Below are 22,700 nucleotides of genomic sequence, written 5' to 3'. Positions count from 1 at the left end.
TAGCCTTACATCTCAACTGACGAAATTAACTACACGGATATGCAGGCCCTTCAGGATGACCACACATATAACGTTAAAAACCGGCGGCGACCCGCGTACGCTGCCAGATTACGCCGCCCTTCGCGATGAACTCGGCAAGCTTACGCATCCTGCTCGCCCGGATGTGAACTGGCAATATGTCGAAAAACTCTGTCTCTCTCTGTTTGAACAAAACGGTGTGGAGTTGCAGACTGCGGCCTGGTACACCCTTGCCCGTACTCAACTGTCTGGATTAGCTGGCCTGAACGAAGGGTTGGCAATTCTGGAGGCCCTGATTAGCCGCCAGTGGGACGTTTTCTGGCCGAAGACGCTACACGCTCGTCTGGAAATCCTTAGTGGCCTGAGCCAGCGCCTGCAGCAGCGCATGCGCATGCTTGCATTGAACAACAGCCATCTACGTGAGCTTTATAGTGCTGAAGCGTTGCTTACCAGCCTGGGCGCAGTCCTCCAGCGCCTCGAACTCAAACACCTTAGCCAGTTCGATACGTTACGAACGTTGATACGTTCAAGTGCTGAACGGCTGGAAAGCGGTAATGACGCATCAGATTTGGATGCGATAATAATGCCCGGTCGCGAGTTACCTCAGGAGAGGGCAGAACCGATTGGCGAAGTGAAATGGGTCTACGTTGTGCAGCAGGAAAATCAGCCGGATACAAAGGATCGTCCGACTGCGCAAGGGTCTGTCAGACCATGGAAACCCTTTGTCGCCGGGATGTGTTCTGTGCTGGTGGTTAGCCTCGCCGTGGCGTGGGGAGGGGGCTTTCTGTCGAGACCGGATCCCTTAACGACTCAGGCCATTGCCTCGCTGGCGCCGTTACCTGAAGTGCTTACACCTGTTCAGCAAGACGCGTTAGCGCAGCGAGGCACCATTCCGTCCACGTTTATCACCGAAACGCAGCAGCAGCTTGCCCGACTGGATAAGCTGCCACCTGACTGGAATATTTCCTACAGCCTTCAGTTGTTAGCGCAACTCCAGACATTGCAGCCGGAGGAAGCGAAGTCGCTCACCGTGCAGTGGAAGCAAAAATTTAACGCGGCAGCGTTGCCTGTCGATTCCATGAACAGCTGGTATCAGGGAATGATGAAGCTTCAGCAACTGAGCCATAGGCTGAGTAGTCTGGATGAGCAAAAAGGAAAATATATCACGATAAGTGAGCTTAAATCGGTGGTTTTTTCGACGATACAGTCCTTTAACCAAACCATACCGGCTGAAGAACAACTCCGGCGCCTATCAGAGCATAGTGCTGAAAGTGCGCTTCCTGAAGCCGAAAAGACCCAGCTGGAGTTGCGTCTAAGACAGCTGGCAACGCGTTATGCTCAAATAAAACGGGATTCTTCCGCACCGTGAATTCTGCGGCGCACAGGCGAATGTGTTCGAAAACGCGTGGAGGTCAAGTGTCCCCTGCAGGAATGTATCACCCGATTAAACACATGACCATAAAGCATATTAATAAGTGGGAGGATTAAGAGGGATACTTTCAGGGATATTTCCTATGCAGAAGGCTACCAGCCAAAGACACGATAAACTCATCCACATAAACATCATGTCCATACCAAAGACTCCGCCGTGCAATCCCCTCGTGCGCACAATATATCCCGGCGTTTTTTAGCGTCCAGGATTCAGGGGACAACTCATAATCAGGAAAACCTCGGCATATTCGTCCGGGGCCGTATGCCGCCAAAACTCATGGTCTGTGATACCAGAATTAACGAACGCCAGCACGTCAGCGCGGCAATCGGTATGCACCAACTTGAAAATTTCACGAACAATAAGACCTGTAATCATCTGAGGAAGCTGATCGGTGTCAATTCCGGCAATGATAGTGCGGGCATATTCTCTATATCTATCATCAATGCCCTGATAGCGATATTCCTCAAGGAAACTAGTAACAATCCAAAGTCTTTCAGAAATCTCCCGTCTGTCTTCTGCGCTTCTCCTGAGGGAATATTTATCAAGTCAGTGAGAGTATCCGGGGGGCGCTTAAGGCTCCCGAATGGCGTTGGTGCCTTTTCTGCGGCTTTCCCAATGTAGGCCTCGTATTTCTTTTTACCCTCTACATCAAGTTCGTCACGGGTCGCCTTGATTTGCGCCCTGACATAACCAAACCATGAGGTAAGGGCCTCACAGGAAAGCTTGTCGTATAGGCTCAATAGCTTAAGCGCGTATATCGAGTGTATTGTTTGGGGCATAGTGAACACCTCATATTCGGGAGTTAATCGAATCGCCTGTTCATGTTTACGAAGTTGCTGTACGGCGGCAGTTAGTTTTTGGAAGGGGCTTTTAGTAAACAAGATGATCCTTTGGCGGTGACGGGAAAGGGCGGGGCAATCGGCACTGAAGCCCAAGTAGAGTCGATCGTGTTAATGAATGGATAAAAGTTGTGATTGTCATTTGAACGCACTTAGGCATTAAAACATAATGATTAATCCATGCATTATATATGGGATTTTTATTGGCTAAGGAAATAATCATGAAAGGTAAAAAAATAATGATGGCAATTGGTTTGATGTTCATTGCAAGTGTGGCGCTAGCCTGTCCTAAGGGAGAGCACCCGCACGGCGGCACGGGCAGCCATCATAAGGGTGGGTATTGTTCCTATGAGTAAGCTACGAATTCCGGGGGGGCAACCATGCGGGAGCCATGTACTAATGATGCTTTCTGGCTCAAACTGGGTAATGACAATGCATTAATGCATTCCAAAACAATTTCTGGCTTTGAGAGTGAATAATGAAAAATATATTAACCAGTGCAGGGGTTGTAGCTCTGCTGTTGGCCTTTCCATCTTTTTCATGGGCTAACTGCGAGTCGGGCCACTGGCTCCAGACCAAAAACGACGATGGAACAATACTTACTTTGGAAGATGGTTCTGTTTGGCGTGTGACTGGTGGTGGTGAGCTTGACTCGCAGTTGTGGCTTCAGACGGACGAATTACTTGTTTGTGATGACGGCACAATCATTAACAAGGATGAGAGTAACGAGCAAGTTGATGTACAGCTGCTTTCACGTTAATGATTGGCGCTAGCAACAAAATCCCCTTCTGGGGATTTTTTGTAAGTGCTATTGGGTACACCCTAACGACACTTAACGAAAATCCTCGAAAAAGGTGTCATATAGAATTCAAAAAGAACCTTAATGACACCGTGTTGCAGGCTAACGGCCAGGGCAATGCCCCCGCCCGAACTGATGGTTCGGTACGGGAAACAAACCGCTGGAATTTGTTGTTTCTATCCACGGGGGAGCCGTCACTGGTCGAGCACGCCGCCAATGCCGGAGAGCGAACCTACGCCGGGGTAGAAGTACGCATGATCCAGATCCCGAGTGATTCGGGTAAGCATGGAGTATTTGAGGAGCTGCACGGCTTTAGTGGTGGTAAAGCGCTGGCGGAGCATCTGGAACACGCCGTAATTCATTATCATGGCTCACCCTTCCGCGACTGGCTGCATTGTCTGACAGCCGATCTCCAGGAACTGACCAGCCAGGCAAAAGCGCTGCTGAAGGGCTACACCTGCAGATTAACCCCTGCGGATGCAGGAAATCAGGTTGGGCGCGCCGTTACCCGTTTTGCGCTGGTTGCTATGGCTGGAGAACTTGCCACACAAGCCGGGATAACCGGATGGCCTGAGGGTGAGGCGTCAGGGCTGCTGAGTGTTGCCTGGCCTCATGGATGGCTGATCGTGGACATACCGCGAACCAGGAGGATAAAACCGCTCTGGAGCAGGTCAGGGATTATATGACACGTAACCAGTTCAGCCGCTTTGCTGACTGGCACGATGATAAGAACCGCCCACTGTCGATGATGGGGTTCAGGAAAGTGGATAAGGGCGACAACGTGACGGAATCCACTGTGACCTTCTACGTATTGCCATCTGGCTGGAAAGAAATTTGTAAAGGGTTCGATTCACGAAAGGTGGCCAGATTGTGTGTTGAGGTGGGCTGGCTGAAAGCCGGGGAAGACGGGAGAACGCAAAACAGCGTTCGCCTGCCAGAAATAGGGCTTAAGCGCGTGTACCAGTTTAATACGCAAGTACTGGGGAGCGCCGATCCCGAATAGTTATCGCGTGAGTTTTATTTTTATGAGGTAACACTGGTAACACTGGTAACAGTGATAACAAAAATCAGTGTGTTACCACGCGTTACCTCTTTATTTGGCTCACTGGTAACAGATTAATTTCAATTAAATCAACGACGTTACGCGTGTTACCAGTGTTACACGTTCAGAACAAGAGGGTGGGAACCAAAATCCCTTCTTCTCTCAGGCAACAGAGGTTTAGCTATGCGAGTGATGAAAATTTACTGCCTGGAGTGTATGTCTGCGGCAACGGTGAGGAAAACAAACCGAAAGCCCCCTAAATTATCAGATGTGTACTGTTAATGCTCAAATGTAGAGTGTGGGCATACGTTTGTGATGAACGTTTCCTTCTCACATACGATTAGTCTCAGCGCTTTGCGCGGCCAGGGACGGATTAAAGAGCTAATGGATGCCCTGCCACCGGACGAGCGACAAAAAGCATTAGAACTCCTGTTGGCAGCCAAAGAGAGCCAGTGAGCGGCTCGCGGGAGTAACTAAAATTTTCCCGGCTTCGGTTCATTAAATTTCAGCTGCTCAAGAAAAAATGTCTATAAGAATCAGTTTGTTAACTTTTAAGTGTGCCGTCAGTTATCATGAAAAATCTCGCCTAAAATTATATATCTTTTTACTATCAATAGCTTAATTCAAGTGGTTACGATGTTGGAGTAAAGCTAAACTGAAAAAAGCTGAAATTCTTTTCACTCTTTTCAGTTCCCTGCTCGCTGTAAATCCCCAGTTGTGGCGCGGTCTGGCTCTATCATTTGTAAAAAATCCCAACTGAATAATTTTTGCGATCTGAAAACCGCAGGCGGGCGCGGTGTAGTGCGATTTTGGTGATCCGGTCACAATTTTGGTAGGTACTGAGAAAAATAACTGCAAACCCTTGAAACTCATAACGTCAATGATAATATCTTATCAGCGCGAACGTACCGTTTGCCTGCCGCAGTCAAAGTTTATAGTTTCTTAGCTTCCGCTCTCGCAGTGTACATGTGAGAGCGCCTGTGCAAACGTACAGGCTGGAACGGAACCCCCACAAAGCCTGGCCGGCAACGATGGGGCTGTAGCCGTCCTCAATTGCGTCCGGTCAAAGAATAGGGGCAGTTGCTAAGGGCTTTTGACGAAAGCATCCCTATTCTTTTGCCCTCTTGAGCATGAGGGAGGCCGGATGTAATTTTGATTTCTGAGCATGGAAAGTTATCATGATTACTGATATTCCGATAAAAAAACCAAACACAAATTCTCTGCGATCTTTGCACTCTTTAAGTTCTTGCTTGAATATTTCTCTTTCAGATTTAAATGAAGCTCGTGAGATGCCTTCACATTTGAGATATAAAAAGAAGCAAGTAAAAAAAATAAATGGAGATTCTCGAGATGTTTATGACCCTCATCCTTTAATTAGACGTATACAAAAAAGAATTAACAATAGAATATTTAAAGAACTGATTATTTGGCCTGGCTTTATATATGGCTCAGTCCCAACCAACAAAGAAGAGAAAAAAGCAGGCATTGAACGGCATTATATTGCATGCGCAAAACAACATTGCAATGCTAAGACCATACTTAAAGTAGATATTAAGAATTTTTTTGATAACATACATAGAGATATTGTTTATTCCATATTTCAGCGTGTTTTTAAATTCAAAGGTGAAGTTCTTAACTATTTGACGGATATCTGTTGCTATGATCATAAAATCGTTCAAGGAGCGTTAACCTCAAGTTATATTGCTTCATTGTGTCTTTTTGATCTTGAGCATAATGTTGTAAATCGGGCCAGAAGAAAACAATTAGTTTACACTCGGTTGGTTGATGATATTACTGTTTCTTCAAAATTAGTTGGTTACAATATGAATCAGATATTGGAACATATCAAATCCATGTTGGACGAAAAAGATTTGCCTTTAAATGAGGATAAAACTCAGGTTCATAACATTTCTACTGAGTCTTTGAAAGTTCATGGGCTGCGTATTTCTTTTAATGAACCTCGTTTACCTTCTGATGAGGTAGGGCGAATTAGAGCTTCTGTCCATAATTTAGAGCAGTTAGCGAAAAAAAATAACTCCATTACAAGCATAGCATATCGACTTGAATACAATAGGTGTGTGGGTAGGGTAAATAAGTTAGGGCGAGTCAAGCATGGGAAGTATAAAATACTCTCCGCGAAGTTAAAATTGATACAGCCCAAGGCAGCAAAAAGGGATATTGATAAAATTGAAAGGGCTGTACAATTCTTAGAAAATTCTTATAAAGGTGGGAATTCTCAGAAAGACTATTATAAAAAGAAGTATGACCTGGCATTTTTTAATTTAATCATTCTAAGAAGAACTGCAGGGTTCGTTTCAATCGCAGATGGTTTTAAAAAACGTCTTGAAAAGGTTAAGTATTAATGATTGGCTTTAATAAGCTCGGGGATGACTTTAAAGCTATGAATATGTCGTTCTATTTCCTTTGTAGAGACATTTCTAGCGTAATATCACAATTACTAAGCAGCATTTGGGGATTTGTCACTTTAATCTTCAAAAGAGGTACAAACCAAGGTTCTTTGATAAGTCTTGAAAGAAGTTGGATTAGAGTCATTAAAAGATTTAAATGTGTATTTAAACGCGTTATAGCGCTCTTTATCACTTTGGTTATTTTTATAGTTAGTACACCTTTGTTTTTGATTAAGTTACCTTTAGTATGGCTCGGCAAACTACTTGATCGTATACCATTGGGTGACTTTGGCCGGGATAAAGAGATAAGAGGATTGATTTTAACTATTATCTCTGTTTTTGTTATAGGTATTTTTTGTAGTGCAGTTGTTTCTGTTCTCACTATTTATAGTGAAAAACTCTATCAGAAAGACTTTTGTTTTACTGATAAGTGTGTAACAACTTTTTTGATGCATTTTAATAGTGTGTCTATTATTCTTCAGTCTGCTGCATGGTTAATTACATTAATTAGTACTATTGGCGGTATTGGTATTGCATTAATGACTTATAAAACTGGTGTGAAAAACAGTAACTTGACTAATCATATTTCACATTTGAATATGTTCAGGGATTACGTAAATGCTGAAATATCGAAAAGGAAATTTATATCACCAGACAAGGTAAATATATATAAGTGGTACAGTCTGATTTTTCCTTATTCAAAAAAAGGCGATATCTCTATATCGCTCCAGTATAAAAATAAGATAGAGAAAATAATTGAGGTTATTACTGATGCAAATAATAAGATAACAGATCCATCTGGAAAATATGTCTATACTCATCATCAAGTCAGTATGTTGGATGCTATTGGATTGCTAGGGGTGAAGATTAGTACAGGTCCAAAGAATGAGTTTGTTTTAATCGAAGAACAGGTGTTTGAGTTAATAGATTGTATAAATTTAACATTCACAGATATAAATATTGAATTATCCAGTGTAAAAAGAGCATATGTTTGAAGCTATTTATAAATAGAATCAGCGTAAGATTGGAGCATCCTTCGTCTTGCTACTAAATATTGCGCATGATTATAGGTCCCACGTATAGAGTTTTTATCAACATGCGCAAGCTGCATTTCTATCCAGGCGCTTTCGAAACCATGCTCATGCAAAATAGTGCTCATGGTATGTCTAAAACCGTGGCCCGTTAAGCGGCCATGATAGCCGAGTAACTTTATCACTTTATTGATACTAGCTTCACTCATTGGTTTTCTGACGTCGTTTCTTCCTGGAAAAACGAGACTGTAATTACCAGTAATATCTTTAAGTTTTTTAAGAATGCTGATCGCCTGTGTAGATAACGGAACAAGATGAGGGCGGCGCTTCTTCATTCGCTCTTTAGGAATTTCCCAGAGAGCATTATTTAAATCAAATTCTACCCATTCGGCTGCACGAAGTTGAAAGGTTCGTACACCTGTTAGCATCAACAATTGTGTGGCGTATTTGGTGACTAAACTGCCCTGATAGTTATCCTGAGCATTGACGAATTCGGGCAACTCACTTTCAGTCAGGAACGGGAAGTGCTGAGTTTTAGGCTTGTTGAGTGCAATAGCTAAATCAGGAGCAAAGTTATATTTCGCTCGTCCGGTGGCGACGGCATAACGTAAAACTTCACCACAACGGCGGCGGATCTTACTGGTTTGCTCTAAAGCACCCTTTTTCTCAATCTTTTGCAGAACGGTAAGCAGCTCCAGCGGTTCAATCTGTCCGATTGGTCGTGGGCCGATAAAAGGGAAAATGTCCTTTTCCATGCAGTTGAGAACTTCTTTTGCGTACCCTTCTGACCACGTGGCTTTTTTTGAACCATGCCATTCCCTTGCTACAGATTCAAAGCTGTTCTCATGTGCAAACTGCAACGCAATATTTTCAGCCTTTCTGGCCTCGCTAGGGTTGATCCCTTTGGCCATCATCGAACGAGCTTCGTCACGTTTAGCACGCGCCTTTGCAAGCGATACATCACCGTATACGCCAAAGGAAATCATCTTCGGCTTGCCTGCGAAGCGGTAACGATAGCGCCAGCCTTTACTGCCTGATGTATCAACAAGAAGTGATAATCCAATGCCATCATTCAATGTATAGGTCTTATCCTTTGGTTTTGCTCGTTTTATTTGGATGTCAGAAAGCAGCATGTGTATAGAAAAAAGATCGAACTCAGTTATACACAATCATATACGCAAAGATGTATAGATTTTATTAGAAATAATGGCACTTTACTGGACGAACAAGATTGTTGATTAGCATTTAAATCAGTGAGTTATGGAAGTTATGAGACTTGTTGAGATGTGGTCATGGTGTCCCCTGCAGGAATCGAACCTGCAACTAGCCCTTAGGAGGGGCTCGTTATATCCATTTAACTAAGGGGACGAGGCGGCACGAGTATAGCCTTATTTACACTTTGCGTTAAGCGCATCGCCGCCTGACTGCTCAAAGAGTCACCATTCAGGTCGTTTTTTTTGTCGATTTATCATCATTTTCCCGTGCCTTAAGCTCAGCTTTGCGTTTGTTTGACATGTCGTTACGGATTTGGGCGTGGCTTAACAGCGCGAAGATAAACGTTCCACCGCAGATGTTTCCCGCCAGCGTCGGAAGGGCAAACGGCCAGAAGAAATCGCTCCAGTAAAGCGTACCGTTAAAGACCAGATAGAGGATTTCAACGGTACCGACCACAATATGCGTGGTGTCCGCCAGCGCAATCAGCCAGGTCATCAGTACGATCACGACAATTTTGGCACTGCCTGCTGAAGGGAACATCCACACCATCGTGGCGATAATCCAGCCGGAGATGATGGCATTCGAGAACATCTCGACCGGCGTGTTTTTCATAACATCCATGCCGATTTTTACAAATGCATCCCGTGTGGGTTCATCAAATATCGGCATATATTCAAACGCCCAGGCCGCGATGCCCGTGCCGATGATATTTCCCAGCAGGACCACGCCCCAGAGCCGCATCAATAAACCGAAATTTCCGAGTGTGGGGTTTTGCATCACCGGCAGAACGGCGGTCACCGTGTTTTCGGTAAACAGCTGCTGGCGGGCCATGATGACAATCACAAAGCCGAAGGTATAACCGAGGTTCTCGAGTAAAAAACCGCCGGGTACGCCTTCCAGCTGCACATGAAATATCCCTTTCGCAAGCAGAGATGCGCCCATTGAGAGCCCTGCAGCGATGGCTGACCAGAAGAGGGCCATCGCGTCGCGCTCCATCTCTTTTTCACCGTCCTGGCGGATATGCTCGTGAATGGCCATCGCGCGGGAAGGGAGTCGATCTTCGTCAATTTCTATTTTCTCGCCGCGCGCTTTCTCCTCGCTTTCAATTTCAAGTTCCTCATTGCTCTCGCCAATTTTTTCTTCGCCCACTTCTTTCATATATGCTCCCGGAGATTGATCTTTCTGTTAAGCGTAGCGGCTTTTGTCGGGATGCCTGTGGGGATGCTCTTAAATTGGCAGCAATGACAACAAAGGTGATACATCTCTTTCAAAGGCATTATAAAATTGCCAGCGAAACGAATTCTAAAAGCCAGGCTATGCTGAGATCAGAGTCACGGTGGTTACTGCCCGTAATTGTGCTCATAGACATCGGTAAACGTGCTGTTACAATCGCTTGCACGTTTACAGACGGAGCATCAGGCTCCGTTACGGATGGCAATCAACGATAGCCATACTGAACAGGGAGATATTTATGAAACTTCGGCTGTCGGCGCTTGCGCTGGGCGCGACGATGCTTGTGGGCTGCGCCAGCTCTGGGGAGCAAACGGGCCGCTCCGATCCTCTCGAAGGATTTAACCGCTCCATGTATAGCTTAAACTACAACGTGCTGGACCCGTATGTGGTTCGCCCGGTGGCAGTGGCATGGCGCGATTATGTTCCACAGCCCGCGCGTAACGGGTTAAGTAACTTTACCAGCAACCTCGAAGAGCCTGCGGTAATGGTGAACTACTTCCTGCAGGGCGACCCCTACCAGGGGATGGTCCACTTTACCCGCTTCTTCCTGAACTCCATTCTGGGGATGGGCGGCTTTATTGACGTCGCAGGCATGGCGAACCCGAAACTTCAGCGTGAACAGCCGCACCGTTTTGGTAGTACGCTGGGGCATTATGGTGTCGGTTACGGCCCTTACGTTCATCTGCCGTTCTATGGCAGCTTCACCGTGCGTGATGACGGTGGTGATATGGTCGATACGCTGTATCCGGTTCTGTCATGGCTGACCTGGCCGCTGTCGGTGGGTAAATGGACGGTGGAAGGGATTGAAACCCGCGCGCAATTGCTTGACTCTGATGGCCTGCTGCGCCAGTCTTCTGACCCGTACATTATGGTACGTGAAGCGTACTTCCAGAATCATGACTTTATTGCCAACGGCGGTAAGCTGAAGCCGGAAGAGAATCCAAACGCGAAGGCGATCGAGAACGAACTAAAAGATATCGATTCTGAGTAAATAAAAAAGGTGAGCAATGCTCACCTTTTTTGATTCTGTCGCGGTTAGAACGCGTAGTTGAAGTTCGTACCGAACAGCCAGGCTTTACCTTCAGAGGTAAACTCGTAAGGGCCTTCCTGGAACGTCACTTTCTGACCGTGCATATAAGATACGCCCGCATCGATGGATGCATTCTCGTTGAACGCATACGTCGCGCCCGCGCTTAACCAGAAACGATCCTGATCCGGAATGGAAATGGAACGTTTGTCTGCCGGAACCGGGCTGTCGTCAAATGCGATACCGGAGCGGAAAGTCCAGTTTTTATCGTAGTAGTAGGTGGTACCCAACGCAATACGATAGGCGTCGTGGAAGCTTTCGTCCTTATAAAACAGCGTCTGGCCATTGGTTCCGGTCGCTTTCAGCTCCTGGAACTGGCTCCAGCTGGTATAGGCCAGGCTATAGTGGATAGCCCATTGCGGCGCAACACGGTTGTAACCGGACACTTCCCACATTTCTGGCAAATGCAGTGACAGTGAACCTGGAACGGTCTGGTTGGACGTTCCCCAAGGAATGGTTGTACCCGCACCAGGAACCAGGTTGTTCACAGGCGTCAGGATGCCGCTCTTGTAATCGCCGTCGAAGTCAATTTTCACTTCGGAACGATAGGTCAGGCCCCAACGGTTGTTTTTGTCCAGCTCGTACAGGATACCGGCGTTCCAGCCATAGCCCCATTCATCACCTTCAAGACTGGCAATTTTATTGCTGTTTTTAGGCAGGCGCGCAGTCTGTTCCCCGGAATAACGTTCGATTTTGGCATCGGCGTAGACGGCATCAAAGCCCAGACCAAAGCTCCAGTTATCATTCAGGCGATACGCACCGCTCAGGTTGAGGTTCAGCGTAGTAAGGTCTGTTTTACCGCCGTATTCACCAGCCGGGTAGTTGTTATTGAACTCGGTAGCCAGGCCGTAGTTAGACGTTACGGATGCACCCCAGCCAAACTGTTCGTTAATAGGCGCAACGAAGTGCAGGTTGGGGATCCATGCTGTTGGGGCAATGTTGTCCGCTTTAAGGCTCGCACCCGTATAAGGCGACTTACCAGAAACGTTGACATCAGGGTCGATATAAACCGCACCGGCAGAGAAAGTCGGACGATCGAACATCATGATCAACGCGGGGTTACGACTCGCGTTACCCGCATCATCAGCAATAGCGCCTTCACCGGAATACGCACGGCCAAGGCCAGAGGAAGAAAATTCGTTTAACTGAAAGCCCGCTGACCAGGCGGAAGTGGAGACGAGTGCCACTGCGACTGCCAGCGCAGTCTTGTTGAACAGGGTTTTCTGGCTCATGACCATAACCTCATTGAGTTATTTTTATTCAATAATTGTTACATACCGTAACAGGAGCGCGAAGTGTAGGGTCTGAGGTATGACAGACAAATCAGACCAGTGGCCAGAGTATAGGTCTGACCAGCCAGAATGTTGCAAGTTTGTTTATTAATATTTTCAAACATGTTTCGCGAAACGAGATCTGGTTGGCAAAATTGTGACCATCGCGACTCACCCAAAAGGGTGGTTTTTGTTCTGGATCATTTTTTAGTGTGATATTGGTCACTTATCCGTTTTTGCGCCATTAACGGCTGGAGAGAGCCCGCGCCGGGGCGTAAAATATCAGCATCGTGTTTATCTCGCGCGCTGCGCGAATACAGAGGAAATTGAGCTATGAGTAAATGCAGTGCTGATGAAACCCCGGTTTGCTGCTGTATGGATGTTGGGACCATCATGGACAACTCCGATTGCACCGCGTCTTACAGCCGTGTGTTCACTAACCGTGCCGAAGCGGAAGAGACCCTGGCCGCGCTGAGCAAGCGTGCGCGTGATGTTGAATCCGATCCGTGTGAAATCAAGTCGACCTTCACCGAAGTGGAAGGCGGCGTGAAGCTGGACATCGACTTTGTTTTCGCCTGCGAAGCAGAAACGCTGATTTTCCAGCTAGGTCTGCGTTAATCCTTTTTGCCCGGCGGCGCTTCGCTTGCATGGGCCTACGATCGTGTAGGCCGAGTAAGGCAACGCCGCCACCCGGCAACAAACCGCACAAATGCCCCTGCCATGCAGGGGCATTTTCTTTTTCTTCTCTGTGTTTTAGCTCGCATTTTTTCGTTTCCCCGATTGGCTGAATGTAAAAAAATGGTTAAGACTATTATCAGGTCAGACCACTTTATGTTTGCGAAAAATTTTTTACAGGGGAGTGTTATGAGTCAGGCATTACCGCTAATTACCCGTCAGGGCGATCGCATTGCCATAGTCAGTGGATTGCGAACGCCATTTGCGCGTCAGGCAACGGCGTTTCATGGCATACCGGCCGTTGACCTGGGGAAAATGGTAGTGGGGGAGATGCTGGCTCGCAGCGAAATTCCGCCTGAGGTCATCGAGCAGCTGGTGTTCGGTCAGGTCGTGCAGATGCCTGAAGCTCCCAACATCGCGCGGGAAATCGTACTCGGTACCGGGATGAACGTGCATACCGATGCCTACAGCGTCAGCCGCGCCTGCGCAACCAGTTTCCAGGCCGTGGCTAACGTCGCCGAAAGCCTGATGGCGGGTACCATTCGCGCCGGGATAGCGGGTGGGGCTGACTCCTCTTCGGTGCTGCCGATTGGGGTCAGTAAAAAGCTAGCGCGCATCCTGGTGGATGCCAACAAAGCCCGTACAACGGGTCAAAAACTCAAACTCTTCTCGCGTTTACGTCTGCGCGATCTGATGCCCGTGCCACCTGCCGTAGCGGAATACTCCACCGGCCTGCGCATGGGCGATACCGCCGAGCAGATGGCGAAAACCTACGGCATTACCCGTGAACAGCAGGATGCGCTGGCGCATCGCTCGCATCAGCTTGCGGCAAAAGCCTGGTCGGAAGGCAAGCTGACCGATGAGGTCATGACCGCCTACATTCCGCCCTATCGCGAACCGCTTGCGGAAGATAACAATATTCGCGGCACCTCGACGCTGGCGGATTACGCAAAGCTGCGCCCGGCGTTTGACCGCAAGCACGGCACGGTGACGGCGGCGAACAGTACGCCGCTGACGGACGGGGCCGCCGCCGTGATCCTGATGACCGAATCCCGCGCGAAAGAGCTGGGCATCACTCCCCTGGGCTATTTACGCAGCTATGCCTTCACCGCCATTGATGTCTGGCAGGACATGTTGTTAGGTCCGGCATGGTCCACGCCGCTGGCGCTGGAGCGCGCGGGGCTGACGATGGCTGATTTAACCCTGATTGATATGCATGAAGCGTTTGCCGCACAGACTCTGGCAAACGTTCAGCTACTGGCAAGCGAGCGTTTCGCGCGCGATGTGCTGGGCCGCGCCCATGCCACAGGCGAAGTGGATCAGAGTAAGTTCAACGTGCTGGGTGGTTCTATCGCCTACGGTCATCCGTTTGCCGCCACCGGTGCGCGAATGATCACGCAAACATTACATGAACTCCGTCGCCGGGGCGGCGGGTTTGGCCTCGTTACCGCCTGTGCGGCGGGTGGCCTTGGCGCAGCAATGGTTCTGGAGGCTGAATAATGGATATGCCATCTGCATTTAATCTGACGGTTCGCCTCGATAACGTGGCCGTTATCACTATTGATGTGCCTGATGAAAAGATGAATACCCTGAAGGCCGAATTTGGTGTTCAGGTGCGCGCGATGCTAAAGCAGATCCGCGAAAACAAAGCCATTCGCGGCCTGGTGTTTATCTCTGCCAAACCCGACAACTTTATCGCCGGGGCGGATATCAACATGATCGACCGGGCGCAAAACGCACTGGAAGCCGAAGAGCTGGCGCGTCAGGGCCAGCAGGTAATGTCGGAGATCAACAGCCTGCCGATCCCGGTTATCGCAGCGATCCACGGCGCCTGTCTGGGCGGCGGGCTTGAGCTGGCGCTGGCATGTCACAGCAGGATTTGTACTGACGATGCAAAAACCATTCTGGGCCTGCCGGAAGTGCAGCTGGGCCTGCTGCCTGGCTCCGGCGGAACGCAACGGCTGCCGCGCCTCGTGGGCGTCAGCACGGCGCTGGAGATGATCTTGACCGGTAAACAGCTGCGTGCCCGTCAGGCGCTAAAAGCCGGTCTGGTCGATGACGTCGTGCCGCAGTCTATTTTACTGGAGGCCGCCGTCGAGCTGGCGCTGAAAGGGCGTCAGGCAAAACGTCCTTTGCCGGTACGCGAGCGCGTGCTGGCTGGCCCGCTGGGAAGAACGCTTCTGTTCAACATGGTGGGCAAAAAGACTGAACAAAAAACCAAAGGCAACTACCCGGCGGCAAAGCGGATCCTGGAAGTGATCGAAACCGGGCTGTCGCAGGGAAGCAGCAGCGGCTATGCCGCGGAGGCCAAAGCCTTCGGCGAACTGGCGATGACGCCGCAGTCACAGGCGCTGCGCAGCATCTTCTTCGCCAGCACGGACGTGAAAAAAGATCCCGGCAGCGAGGCTGATCCTGCACCGCTGCGTGCCATTGGCGTACTGGGTGGGGGGCTCATGGGCGGCGGTATCTCTTTTGTTACCGCCAGCAAAGGCAAATTACCTGTACGTATCAAAGACATCAATCCGAAGGGTATCAACCACGCGCTGCAGTACAGCTGGCAGAAACTTGATCAAAAGGTGAAACGCCGCCATATCAAGGCAAGCGAGCGTGATAAAACCCTGGCGATGATCTCCGGTACGACGGATTACAGCGGTTTTGCGCACCGCGATCTGGTGATTGAAGCCGTGTTTGAAGATCTGGCGCTTAAGCAGCAGATGGTGGCAGACGTTGAGCAACATTGTGCTCCGCATACCATTTTTGCTTCCAATACGTCGTCATTACCGATTGGCGATATCGCGGCGAAAGCCGCGCGTCCGGAGCAGGTGATTGGGCTGCACTTCTTTAGCCCGGTCGAAAAAATGCCGCTGGTGGAAGTCATTCCACACGCGACGACCAGTCCGCAAACCATCGCCACGGTAGTCAAACTTGCGAAGAAGCAGGGGAAAACGCCGATCGTAGTAGCAGATAAGGCCGGCTTCTACGTTAACCGCATTCTGGCTCCCTATATTAATGAAGCCATGCGATTGCTGACGGAGGGAGAGAAGATCGAGCACGTCGACGAGGCGCTGGTAAAGTTTGGTTTCCCCGTAGGTCCAATCCAACTTTTGGATGAGGTGGGAATAGACACCGGCACTAAAATTATACCAGTGCTGGAAGCCGCATATGGCGATCGTTTCAGCCCACCTGCAAATATTGTTTCTGCGATTTTGAAGGACGATCGCAAAGGCAGAAAAAATGAACGCGGTTTCTATCTTTACGGCGCGAAAGGGCGTAAAAGCAGGAAACAGGTCGACCCTTCGGTTTATGGACTTATTACGACTTCTGGTCAGGGAAAACTCTCCGCCGTTCAGTGCGCTGAGCGCTGCGTGATGATGATGCTCAATGAAGCGGCGCGCTGCTTTGGTGAGCAGGCGATCAAGAGCGCGCGCGATGGAGACATTGGTGCGGTATTTGGCATTGGTTTCCCGCCGTTCCTTGGCGGCCCGTTCCGTTACATGGATACGCTCGGCGCGGGTGAAGTGGTTGCAATCCTGCAACGTCTGGCTTCGCAGTATGGTCCACGGTTTACACCGTGTGACCAATTATTGCAGATGGCGGAACGGGGCCAGACATTTTGGCCAGCAAGGGAAACTGTCCTCGTAAGCTGAGGTCAAAGAAGGGTAAATCCTGAGGTGAAGGAACCTGTTCTGGCGATTTTGTAAACAGAGATTGACTATACTTACGCCATTGAGGTAAAAAACAGCGTTTCATTCACCGAATGGATCAGGCACAATGCCCGGCCATCGGGTTTTCTACCTCTCAGCATTTATCGCGGGTAGTTAACGCCGGTGATTCTGGTTAACAAAAGCGGTGCAATATGCAAGTTTTTATCATGCGTCACGGCGACGCGGCACTCGATGCCGCCAGTGACTCAGTACGTCCTTTGACCGTCTGTGGCTGCGACGAATCTCGTCTGATGGCGACCTGGCTTAACGGTCAAAAAGTGGACATCGAACGCGTTCTGGTGAGTCCGTTCCTGCGTGCAGAACAGACGCTGGACGTGGTAGGGGAGTGTATGAACCTACCATCCAGCGTGGATGTTCTCCCTGAACTCACCCCGTGTGGCGATGTAGGCCTTGTCAGCGCTTATCTTCAGGCGCTGTGCAATGAAGGTGTCGCTTCCGCGCTGGTCATTTCCCACCTGCCACTGGTTGGCTATCTGGTATCTGAGCTTTGCCCTGGCGAGACCCCGCCTATGTTCACGACATCCGCTATTGCCAATGTTTCTCTCGACGAAACGGGCAAAGGTGTCTTCAACTGGCAAATGAGTCCGTGCAACCTGAAGATGGCAAAAGCGATCTGACGTGACGTGCGATATGGCGGGGTGCAATGTGCTTCCCGCCATTCTGTCAGGGCAACTCTGGCGGTTGCCACTCTTCCACTTCAATCAACACCAGCAACGCGGCATCTCCGCCGTACTCTTTCGGTGCCTGATGAAAAGCCATCACGTGCGGGTGCTGCGCCAGCCACAGGGGCGTCTGTTGCTTGAGAATATGTTTACCGTGGCCATGCATTACGCAGGCGCAAAAAACATGTTCGCGACGGCAGGCGGCGATCAATGCCCCCAACTCCTGTTTGGCCTGCATCTGCGTTAAGCCGTGGAGATCGAGAAACAGCTCCGGCGAATAATCCCCGCGGCGTAATTTTTTCAGCTCAAAATGGCTGACGTCTTCGCGTACATACTTAACAGCCCCTTGCGTATTAAGCAGCGGCTGAAATTCATCTGAAAAATAGTGGCTGTTATCGGCCTGCTCCTGCAGCAGGCGTTTGACCGGGACTTCGCTGATTTTTTTACGCTGCGGGCGATGAACGATGGTGTCCTGCGCGATCTTACGCGTCCCGGTCATCAGCTGTCGGAAGAGCGCCTGATCCTCCTCGCTGAGCGATGTTTTCTTTTTCATTCGTCATTCTCATCTCGTATTTCCGATAGTGTACCCGACTAAACGCATTTTTTAACCTCAAGCGCGACGCGTCATTGCTGATTTATCGCCGTCTTCATGGCAAACTAGCCGCCGAAAATTATGCGAGCATGCCCTGGAGGAAAGAGTGGATAAAATATTTGTCGATGAAGCAGTAAACGAGCTGCATACCATACAGGACATGTTGCGCTGGTCGGTTAGCCGCTTCAGCGCCGCCAATATCTGGTACGGTCACGGTACCGATAACCCATGGGATGAAGCCGTGCAGCTGGTGCTGCCGTCACTCTACCTGCCGCTGGATATCCCGGAAGACATGCGCACCGCGCGCCTGACCTCCAGCGAAAAACACCGCATCGTTGAGCGCGTGATCCGCCGCGTGAACGAGCGTATTCCGGTCGCCTATCTGACCAACAAAGCCTGGTTCTGCGGCCACGAGTTCTATGTCGATGAACGCGTGCTGGTGCCGCGCTCGCCGATTGGTGAGCTGATTAACAACCACTTTGAAGGCCTGATCGGCCATCAGCCGCAGCACATTCTCGATATGTGTACCGGCAGCGGCTGCATCGCGATTGCCTGCGCGTACGCCTTCCCTGAAGCGGAAGTGGACGCCGTCGATATCTCCACCGACGCGCTGGCCGTGACCGAACACAATATTGAAGAGCACGGCCTGATCCATCACGTTACGCCAATTCGCTCCGATCTGTTCCGCGATCTGCCGACGCTGCAGTACGATCTGATCGTCACCAACCCGCCGTACGTCGATGCGGAAGATATGTCCGATCTGCCGAACGAATACCGCCACGAGCCGGAGCTGGGTCTGGCTTCTGGCTCTGACGGCCTGAAGCTGACCCGCCGCATTCTGGCCTGCGCGCCGGATTATCTGACCGACGACGGCGTTCTGATTTGTGAAGTGGGCAACAGCATGGTACATCTGATAGAGCAGTACCCGGATGTGCCGTTCACCTGGCTTGAGTTCGACAACGGCGGTGACGGCGTCTTTATGCTGACCAAAGCGCAGCTGCTCGACGCGCGCGAACACTTCAGCATCTATAAAGATTAATCCAGCGGGCTTCGGCCCGTTTCACAACGCTCAAACACAAACAACAACATCGGAGCCGTGATGGCAGGAAACACTATTGGACAGTTATTCCGCGTGACCACCTTTGGCGAGTCACACGGGCTGGCGCTGGGCTGTATCGTTGATGGCGTACCGCCAGGCATCGAACTGACCGAAGCCGATTTACAGCACGACCTCGACCGTCGTCGTCCGGGCACCTCTCGCTACACCACGCAGCGTCGCGAGCCGGACCAGGTCAAAATTCTCTCCGGCGTCTTTGAAGGCCGAACCACCGGCACCAGCATTGGTCTGCTGATTGAAAACACCGATCAGCGCTCCCAGGACTACGGCGCCATCAAAGACGTGTTCCGTCCGGGCCATGCCGACTATACCTACGAACAAAAGTACGGGTTCCGCGACTATCGCGGCGGCGGACGCTCTTCCGCCCGTGAAACCGCAATGCGCGTGGCGGCTGGCGCCATTGCCAAAAAATACCTGCAGCAGAAATTTGGTATCGTTATCCGCGGCTGTCTGACCCAGATGGGCGACATTCCGCTGGCGATCAAAGACTGGGATCTGGTCGAGCAAAACCCGTTCTTCTGTGCCGATGCCGACAAGCTGGACGCGCTGGACGAACTGATGCGCGGCCTGAAAAAAGAGGGCGACTCCATCGGGGCGAAAGTGACCGTGGTGGCCGATGGCGTCCCGCCAGGCTGGGGCGAGCCGGTATTTGACCGTCTCGACGCCGACATCGCCCACGCGCTGATGAGCATCAACGCGGTGAAGGGCGTTGAGATTGGCGACGGTTTTGACGTGGTATCCCTGCGCGGCAGCCAGAACCGCGACGAAATCACGAAAGCGGGCTTCCAGAGCAACCACGCGGGCGGCATCCTGGGCGGGATCAGCAGCGGGCAGCAGATTGTTGCCAACATCGCGCTGAAGCCAACCTCCAGCATTACCGTGCCGGGCCACACGATTAACCGCGATGGCGAAGAAGTTGAGATGATCACCAAAGGACGTCACGATCCGTGCGTGGGGATCCGCGCGGTGCCGATCGCAGAAGCGATGCTGGCGATCGTGCTGATGGATCACTTCCTGCGCCAGCGCGCGCAGAATGCGGATGTGACGACCACCATTCCACGCTGGTAAACATGAAAAAAACCGCAATTGCTTTGCTGGCGCTGCTTGCCAGTGGAGCCAGTCTGGCCGCCACACCGTGGCAAAAAATCACCCATCCGGTGGCGGGGAGCGCGCAGTCGATCGGCGCTTTTTCCAACGGCTGTATCGTGGGCGCGCAGGAACTTCCGCTGCAATCGGAGACCTATCAGGTGATGCGTACCGACCAGCGTCGTTACTTCGGCCACCCGGATCTGGTGCTGTTCATTCAGCGACTGGGAAACCAGGTTCATAACCTGGGGCTGGGCACGATGCTGATCGGCGATATGGGGATGCCTGCCGGCGGTCGTTTTAACGGTGGACACGCCAGTCACCAGACCGGACTGGATGTGGATATCTTCCTGCAGCTGCCGAAAGCCCGCTGGACCGCCGCCCAACTGCTGAAACCGCAGGCGCTGGATCTGGTGGCGAGCGACGGCAAGCGCGTTGTGCCGTCCCTGTGGACGCGAGAGGTCTCCAGCATGATCAAGCTGGCGGCAGAAGATAACGACGTCACGCGGATTTTCGTTAACCCTGCCATCAAGCAGCAGCTCTGCCTGGATGCCGGAACCGATCGTGACTGGCTGCGCAAAGTGCGGCCGTGGTTCCAGCATCGAGCGCACATGCACGTTCGTCTGCGCTGCCCGGCGAATAGCCTGGAATGTGAAGATCAGCCGCTACCTCCGCCGGGCGATGGCTGCGGTGCGGAACTGCAAAGCTGGTTTGAACCGGCAAAACCTGGAACCTCTAAGCCTGAGAAGAAGACACCGCCTCCGCTGCCGCCTTCCTGCCAGGCGCTACTGGATGAGCATGTACTTTAATGGATAATTTCGTCGATCTGTTTATGGTGTCACCGCTGCTGCTGGTGGTGCTGTTCTTCGTGGCCATGCTGGCAGGTTTCATTGATGCCCTTGCGGGCGGCGGCGGGTTATTAACCGTACCTGCGCTGCTGGCGGCGGGCATGAGCCCGGCGCAGGCGCTTGCCACCAATAAGCTGCAGGCCTGCGGCGGCTCGCTCTCGGCGTCGCTCTATTTTATTCGCCGCAAGGTGGTGAGCCTGGCCGATCAGAAGCTCAATATCCTGATGACCTTTATCGGCTCAACGTCGGGCGCGCTGCTGGTGCAGCACGTGCAGTCGGATATTTTGCGCCAGATCCTGCCGGTGCTGGTTATCTGCATCGGTCTCTACTTCCTGCTGATGCCAAAACTCGGCGAGGAAGACCGCCAGCGTCGTCTGCACGGCCTGCCGTTTGCCCTGATTGCCGGGGGCTGCGTCGGTTTTTACGACGGTTTCTTCGGCCCGGGGGCAGGCTCGTTTTACGCGCTGGCGTTCGTGACGCTGGCCGGGTTTAACCTCGCCAAGTCGACCGCCCATGCCAAAGTGCTCAACGCCACCTCGAACGTCGGCGGCCTGCTGCTGTTTATCATTGGCGGCAAGGTTATCTGGGCAACCGGGTTTGTGATGATGGCAGGGCAGTTCCTGGGCGCGCGCGCGGGCTCGCGCCTGGTATTAAGCAAAGGGCAAAAACTGATTCGCCCGATGATCGTCATCGTCTCGGCCGTGATGAGCGCCAAACTACTTTATGACAGCCATGGACAGGAGATCCTCACCTGGTTGGGGATGCACTAATGAACAGTACGCATAAATACGAACAGCTGATTGAGATTTTCGACGGCTGTTTTGCTGACGATTTTAATACCCGTCTGATTAAAGGCGACGACGAACCGATCTATCTTCCTGCAGATGACGAGGTTCCGTATAACCGCATCGTCTTTGCCCACGGCTTTTACGCCAGCGGCTTGCACGAGATTTCGCACTGGTGCATCGCCGGAAAAGCGCGGCGCGAGCTGGTAGACTTTGGTTACTGGTACTGCCCGGACGGACGTGACGCCGCGACGCAGGGGCAGTTTGAAGATGTGGAAGTCAAACCGCAGGCGCTGGAATGGCTGTTCTGCGTCGCGACGGGTTTCCCGTTCAACGTCAGCTGCGATAACCTCGAAGGCGACTTCGAGCCAGACCGTATCGTCTTCCAGCGCCGCGTGCATGCGCAGGTGATGGAATATCTTGAGAAAGGCATCCCGGAACGTCCGGCGCGCCTGATCGAGGCCTTACAGAATTATTACCACACGCCGGCGATCGCGGCGGAATGCTTCCCTTGGCCGGAAGATCTTTAACAGAGGAAAGAAGATGATCGCAGAATTTGAATCACGCATTCTGGCGTTAATTGATGACATGGTGGAACACGCCAGCGATGATGAGCTGTTCGCCAGCGGTTATCTGCGTGGTCACCTGACGCTCGCGGTAGCCGAGCTTGAAGCGGGGGACGATCACTCTGCCGACGCCGTTCACGAAGAAGTGACCCGCAGTCTGGAGAAAGCCATTCAGGCCGGGGAACTCTCTCCGCGCGACCAGTCTCTGGTGCTGGGCATGTGGGACAACCTGTTCCTGCAGGCAAAAGCGAAGTAAGTGTTTCACCACC

21 protein-coding genes, 1 tRNA gene and 2 pseudogenes are annotated in these 22,700 nt (G+C 51.0%); 18 read left to right on the top strand and 6 right to left on the bottom strand.

Annotation, left to right across the window (positions count from 1 at the left end; all coding sequences use genetic code 11):
• Window positions 1-55 precede the first annotated feature (55 nt).
• Window positions 56-1,387, top strand: coding sequence for a VasL domain-containing protein (locus PUP35_RS15660; RefSeq protein ID WP_274240465.1), 1,332 nt, complete (start codon window positions 56-58; stop codon window positions 1,385-1,387).
• Window positions 1,388-1,821: 434 nt separating this feature from the next.
• Here the strand turns inward: PUP35_RS15660 and PUP35_RS15655 are convergent, their stop codons facing one another.
• Window positions 1,822-2,331, bottom strand: coding sequence for a hypothetical protein (locus PUP35_RS15655; protein WP_274240463.1), 510 nt, complete (start codon window positions 2,329-2,331; stop codon window positions 1,822-1,824).
• 179 nt (window positions 2,332-2,510) lie between these two features.
• On the opposite strand from PUP35_RS15655, the gene PUP35_RS15650 reads away from it, so the two are divergent.
• The 6 genes and pseudogenes from PUP35_RS15650 to PUP35_RS15625 all read left to right on the top strand — a co-directional run bounded on the left by PUP35_RS15650 (window position 2,511) and on the right by PUP35_RS15625 (window position 7,533).
• On the top strand, window positions 2,511-2,645 hold the full coding sequence (locus PUP35_RS15650; RefSeq protein ID WP_274240462.1) for a hypothetical protein: 135 nt from the start codon (window positions 2,511-2,513) through the stop codon (window positions 2,643-2,645).
• Between the two features lie 122 nt (window positions 2,646-2,767).
• The gene (locus PUP35_RS15645) at window positions 2,768-3,049 is read left to right on the top strand and encodes a hypothetical protein (RefSeq protein WP_164850637.1); all 282 of its coding nucleotides are present in this window, start codon (window positions 2,768-2,770) and stop codon (window positions 3,047-3,049) included.
• Window positions 3,050-3,186: 137 nt separating this feature from the next.
• Window positions 3,187-4,091: pseudogene (locus PUP35_RS15640) on the top strand (DUF927 domain-containing protein); the annotation flags it as partial.
• 222 nt (window positions 4,092-4,313) lie between these two features.
• Window positions 4,314-4,586: pseudogene (locus tag PUP35_RS15635) on the top strand (ogr/Delta-like zinc finger family protein).
• A gap of 722 nt (window positions 4,587-5,308) precedes the next feature.
• Window positions 5,309-6,493, top strand: a complete 1,185-nt coding sequence (locus PUP35_RS15630) for a reverse transcriptase family protein (RefSeq protein ID WP_023330997.1) — start codon at window positions 5,309-5,311, stop codon at window positions 6,491-6,493.
• On the top strand, window positions 6,493-7,533 hold the full coding sequence (locus PUP35_RS15625; protein WP_274240459.1) for a retron Ec48 family effector membrane protein: 1,041 nt from the start codon (window positions 6,493-6,495) through the stop codon (window positions 7,531-7,533). The genes PUP35_RS15630 and PUP35_RS15625 overlap by 1 nt, the downstream gene beginning before the upstream one ends.
• Before the next feature lie 2 nt (window positions 7,534-7,535).
• On the opposite strand, the gene PUP35_RS15620 is transcribed toward PUP35_RS15625, so the two are convergent.
• The 3 genes from PUP35_RS15620 to PUP35_RS15610 all read right to left on the bottom strand — a co-directional run bounded on the left by PUP35_RS15620 (window position 7,536) and on the right by PUP35_RS15610 (window position 9,942).
• A complete protein-coding gene (locus tag PUP35_RS15620; protein WP_274240458.1) occupies window positions 7,536-8,702 on the bottom strand; it encodes a tyrosine-type recombinase/integrase in 1,167 nt (388 codons plus the stop codon).
• A gap of 160 nt (window positions 8,703-8,862) precedes the next feature.
• Window positions 8,863-8,937 (bottom strand) — tRNA-Arg (locus PUP35_RS15615).
• A gap of 75 nt (window positions 8,938-9,012) precedes the next feature.
• The gene (locus tag PUP35_RS15610) at window positions 9,013-9,942 is read right to left on the bottom strand and encodes a formate/nitrite transporter family protein (RefSeq protein ID WP_274240456.1); all 930 of its coding nucleotides are present in this window, start codon (window positions 9,940-9,942) and stop codon (window positions 9,013-9,015) included.
• A 313-nt stretch (window positions 9,943-10,255) separates the two neighbouring features.
• Here PUP35_RS15610 and mlaA point away from each other — a divergent pair, with 313 nt between their 5' ends.
• Window positions 10,256-11,008, top strand: coding sequence for a phospholipid-binding lipoprotein MlaA (mlaA, locus tag PUP35_RS15605; protein WP_115875917.1), 753 nt, complete (start codon window positions 10,256-10,258; stop codon window positions 11,006-11,008).
• Between the two features lie 44 nt (window positions 11,009-11,052).
• On the opposite strand, the gene fadL is transcribed toward mlaA, so the two are convergent.
• Entirely contained in the window at window positions 11,053-12,336 is a 1,284-nt protein-coding gene (fadL, locus tag PUP35_RS15600) for a long-chain fatty acid transporter FadL (protein WP_115875916.1), read from the bottom strand.
• Window positions 12,337-12,708: 372 nt separating this feature from the next.
• Here fadL and PUP35_RS15595 point away from each other — a divergent pair, with 372 nt between their 5' ends.
• From PUP35_RS15595 to sixA, 4 genes are all read left to right on the top strand, one after another.
• Complete coding sequence (locus PUP35_RS15595) at window positions 12,709-12,993, top strand: YfcZ/YiiS family protein (protein ID WP_023294142.1); 285 nt, start codon at window positions 12,709-12,711, stop codon at window positions 12,991-12,993.
• A gap of 246 nt (window positions 12,994-13,239) precedes the next feature.
• The gene (gene fadI / locus PUP35_RS15590; protein ID WP_115875915.1) at window positions 13,240-14,550 is read left to right on the top strand and encodes an acetyl-CoA C-acyltransferase FadI; all 1,311 of its coding nucleotides are present in this window, start codon (window positions 13,240-13,242) and stop codon (window positions 14,548-14,550) included.
• Window positions 14,550-16,697, top strand: a complete 2,148-nt coding sequence (gene fadJ, locus PUP35_RS15585; protein WP_274240454.1) for a fatty acid oxidation complex subunit alpha FadJ — start codon at window positions 14,550-14,552, stop codon at window positions 16,695-16,697. Before fadI ends, fadJ begins: the two co-directional genes overlap by 1 nt.
• 209 nt (window positions 16,698-16,906) lie before the next feature.
• On the top strand, window positions 16,907-17,392 hold the full coding sequence (gene sixA, locus PUP35_RS15580) for a phosphohistidine phosphatase SixA (RefSeq protein WP_045330962.1): 486 nt from the start codon (window positions 16,907-16,909) through the stop codon (window positions 17,390-17,392).
• Window positions 17,393-17,438: 46 nt separating this feature from the next.
• On the opposite strand, the gene smrB is transcribed toward sixA, so the two are convergent.
• Window positions 17,439-17,990, bottom strand: coding sequence for an endonuclease SmrB (gene smrB, locus PUP35_RS15575; protein ID WP_008502613.1), 552 nt, complete (start codon window positions 17,988-17,990; stop codon window positions 17,439-17,441).
• Between the two features lie 145 nt (window positions 17,991-18,135).
• On the opposite strand from smrB, the gene prmB reads away from it, so the two are divergent.
• From prmB to PUP35_RS15545, 6 genes are read left to right on the top strand one after another with little or no spacing between them, the layout of a single operon-like run.
• Complete coding sequence (gene prmB, locus PUP35_RS15570; RefSeq protein WP_008502612.1) at window positions 18,136-19,068, top strand: 50S ribosomal protein L3 N(5)-glutamine methyltransferase; 933 nt, start codon at window positions 18,136-18,138, stop codon at window positions 19,066-19,068.
• Window positions 19,069-19,128: 60 nt separating this feature from the next.
• Window positions 19,129-20,214: a chorismate synthase gene (aroC, locus tag PUP35_RS15565; RefSeq protein ID WP_115875913.1), complete on the top strand. Its 1,086-nt coding sequence runs from the start codon at window positions 19,129-19,131 to the stop codon at window positions 20,212-20,214.
• A gap of 2 nt (window positions 20,215-20,216) precedes the next feature.
• Entirely contained in the window at window positions 20,217-21,041 is an 825-nt protein-coding gene (mepA, locus tag PUP35_RS15560) for a penicillin-insensitive murein endopeptidase (RefSeq protein WP_115875912.1), read from the top strand.
• The gene (locus PUP35_RS15555; RefSeq protein WP_008502609.1) at window positions 21,041-21,850 is read left to right on the top strand and encodes a sulfite exporter TauE/SafE family protein; all 810 of its coding nucleotides are present in this window, start codon (window positions 21,041-21,043) and stop codon (window positions 21,848-21,850) included. Before mepA ends, PUP35_RS15555 begins: the two co-directional genes overlap by 1 nt.
• Complete coding sequence (locus tag PUP35_RS15550; protein ID WP_274240452.1) at window positions 21,850-22,395, top strand: elongation factor P hydroxylase; 546 nt, start codon at window positions 21,850-21,852, stop codon at window positions 22,393-22,395. The genes PUP35_RS15555 and PUP35_RS15550 overlap by 1 nt, the downstream gene beginning before the upstream one ends.
• A 13-nt stretch (window positions 22,396-22,408) precedes the next feature.
• Entirely contained in the window at window positions 22,409-22,687 is a 279-nt protein-coding gene (locus tag PUP35_RS15545; protein WP_274240450.1) for a YfcL family protein, read from the top strand.
• The last annotated feature ends 13 nt before the right edge of the window (window positions 22,688-22,700 follow it).

Source organism: Enterobacter sp. S-33, assembly GCF_028735835.1.
GTDB lineage: Bacteria > Pseudomonadota > Gammaproteobacteria > Enterobacterales > Enterobacteriaceae > Enterobacter > Enterobacter vonholyi.
The sequence above is the reverse complement of the archived record's forward strand: the minus strand, read 5'-3'. Positions and strand labels throughout refer to the sequence as shown.

Coding starts and splice junctions, on each gene's coding strand:
- PUP35_RS15660 (WP_274240465.1), top strand. CDS start 56: ATGACCACACATATAACGTTAAAAACCGGCGGCGACCCGCGTACGCTG.
- PUP35_RS15650 (WP_274240462.1), top strand. CDS start 2,511: ATGAAAGGTAAAAAAATAATGATGGCAATTGGTTTGATGTTCATTGCA.
- PUP35_RS15645 (WP_164850637.1), top strand. CDS start 2,768: ATGAAAAATATATTAACCAGTGCAGGGGTTGTAGCTCTGCTGTTGGCC.
- PUP35_RS15630 (WP_023330997.1), top strand. CDS start 5,309: ATGATTACTGATATTCCGATAAAAAAACCAAACACAAATTCTCTGCGA.
- PUP35_RS15625 (WP_274240459.1), top strand. CDS start 6,493: ATGATTGGCTTTAATAAGCTCGGGGATGACTTTAAAGCTATGAATATG.
- PUP35_RS15620 (WP_274240458.1), bottom strand. CDS start 8,702: ATGCTGCTTTCTGACATCCAAATAAAACGAGCAAAACCAAAGGATAAG.
- PUP35_RS15610 (WP_274240456.1), bottom strand. CDS start 9,942: ATGAAAGAAGTGGGCGAAGAAAAAATTGGCGAGAGCAATGAGGAACTT.
- mlaA (WP_115875917.1), top strand. CDS start 10,256: ATGAAACTTCGGCTGTCGGCGCTTGCGCTGGGCGCGACGATGCTTGTG.
- fadL (WP_115875916.1), bottom strand. CDS start 12,336: ATGAGCCAGAAAACCCTGTTCAACAAGACTGCGCTGGCAGTCGCAGTG.
- PUP35_RS15595 (WP_023294142.1), top strand. CDS start 12,709: ATGAGTAAATGCAGTGCTGATGAAACCCCGGTTTGCTGCTGTATGGAT.
- fadI (WP_115875915.1), top strand. CDS start 13,240: ATGAGTCAGGCATTACCGCTAATTACCCGTCAGGGCGATCGCATTGCC.
- fadJ (WP_274240454.1), top strand. CDS start 14,550: ATGGATATGCCATCTGCATTTAATCTGACGGTTCGCCTCGATAACGTG.
- sixA (WP_045330962.1), top strand. CDS start 16,907: ATGCAAGTTTTTATCATGCGTCACGGCGACGCGGCACTCGATGCCGCC.
- smrB (WP_008502613.1), bottom strand. CDS start 17,990: ATGAAAAAGAAAACATCGCTCAGCGAGGAGGATCAGGCGCTCTTCCGA.
- aroC (WP_115875913.1), top strand. CDS start 19,129: ATGGCAGGAAACACTATTGGACAGTTATTCCGCGTGACCACCTTTGGC.
- mepA (WP_115875912.1), top strand. CDS start 20,217: ATGAAAAAAACCGCAATTGCTTTGCTGGCGCTGCTTGCCAGTGGAGCC.
- PUP35_RS15555 (WP_008502609.1), top strand. CDS start 21,041: ATGGATAATTTCGTCGATCTGTTTATGGTGTCACCGCTGCTGCTGGTG.
- PUP35_RS15550 (WP_274240452.1), top strand. CDS start 21,850: ATGAACAGTACGCATAAATACGAACAGCTGATTGAGATTTTCGACGGC.
- PUP35_RS15545 (WP_274240450.1), top strand. CDS start 22,409: ATGATCGCAGAATTTGAATCACGCATTCTGGCGTTAATTGATGACATG.